This window comes from Streptomyces bambusae (assembly GCF_019400985.1).
GTDB classification, from domain to species: domain Bacteria; phylum Actinomycetota; class Actinomycetes; order Streptomycetales; family Streptomycetaceae; genus Streptomyces; species Streptomyces bambusae_A.
This window is the reverse complement of sequence record NZ_WTFF01000742.1, coordinates 1-563: the sequence shown is the minus strand read 5'-3', so window position 1 is coordinate 563 and position 563 is coordinate 1. Positions and strand designations below refer to the sequence as shown.

The following is a 563-nucleotide window of genomic DNA, read 5'->3' as shown; positions in this document are numbered from 1 at the left end:
CTCCACGCCCTCGTAGGCCTGGGCCAGATCCGGCAGCAGCACACGCCACGACACACCGTCCACCACCAGGTGATGGGCCATCAGCAGGAGGCGCTGCTCGTCCTCGAACCACACCGCCTGCACCATCGCGCCGCTCTCCGGCGCCAGGCGTGCCTGCGCGGCGCGCGCCTCGTCGGCGACCCCGCCCTCGGCACGGCGCAGCACGTCGGCGGCCCGGACCGAGCCGGCCTCGGCGACGTCCAGGTTCCAGACGCCCTCGCCCCGCACCAGACGGGAACGCAGCACGTCGTGGTGGTCCAGCACCCTCTGCACGGCATCCGCCAGCCGCTCGTACGAGGCATCGGCCGGGGTCTGCACCAGCATCGCCTGGTTGAACCCCTCCACCGGACCACCCAGCTCACGCAGCCACCCCACGATCGGGGTCTCCGCCACCGCACCCAGACCCGCCTTCGGGTCCTCGGTCGCCGTGCCGGTGGCGGACGTGGCCACGGCCGCCAGCGCCTCCGGCGTGCGGTGCTGGAACACCTCACGCGCCGAGAACACCAGACCCGCCTTACGCGCCC

Annotated in this window: 1 protein-coding gene; it reads right to left on the bottom strand. The window is 73.7% G+C overall.

Annotated elements, in window-relative coordinates:
* Positions 1-543, bottom strand: a 543-nt coding sequence (locus GPJ59_RS36825; RefSeq protein ID WP_308120716.1) for a condensation domain-containing protein, incomplete at its 3' end; no start/stop codon positions are given.
* Between the last annotated feature and the right edge of the window lie 20 nt (positions 544-563).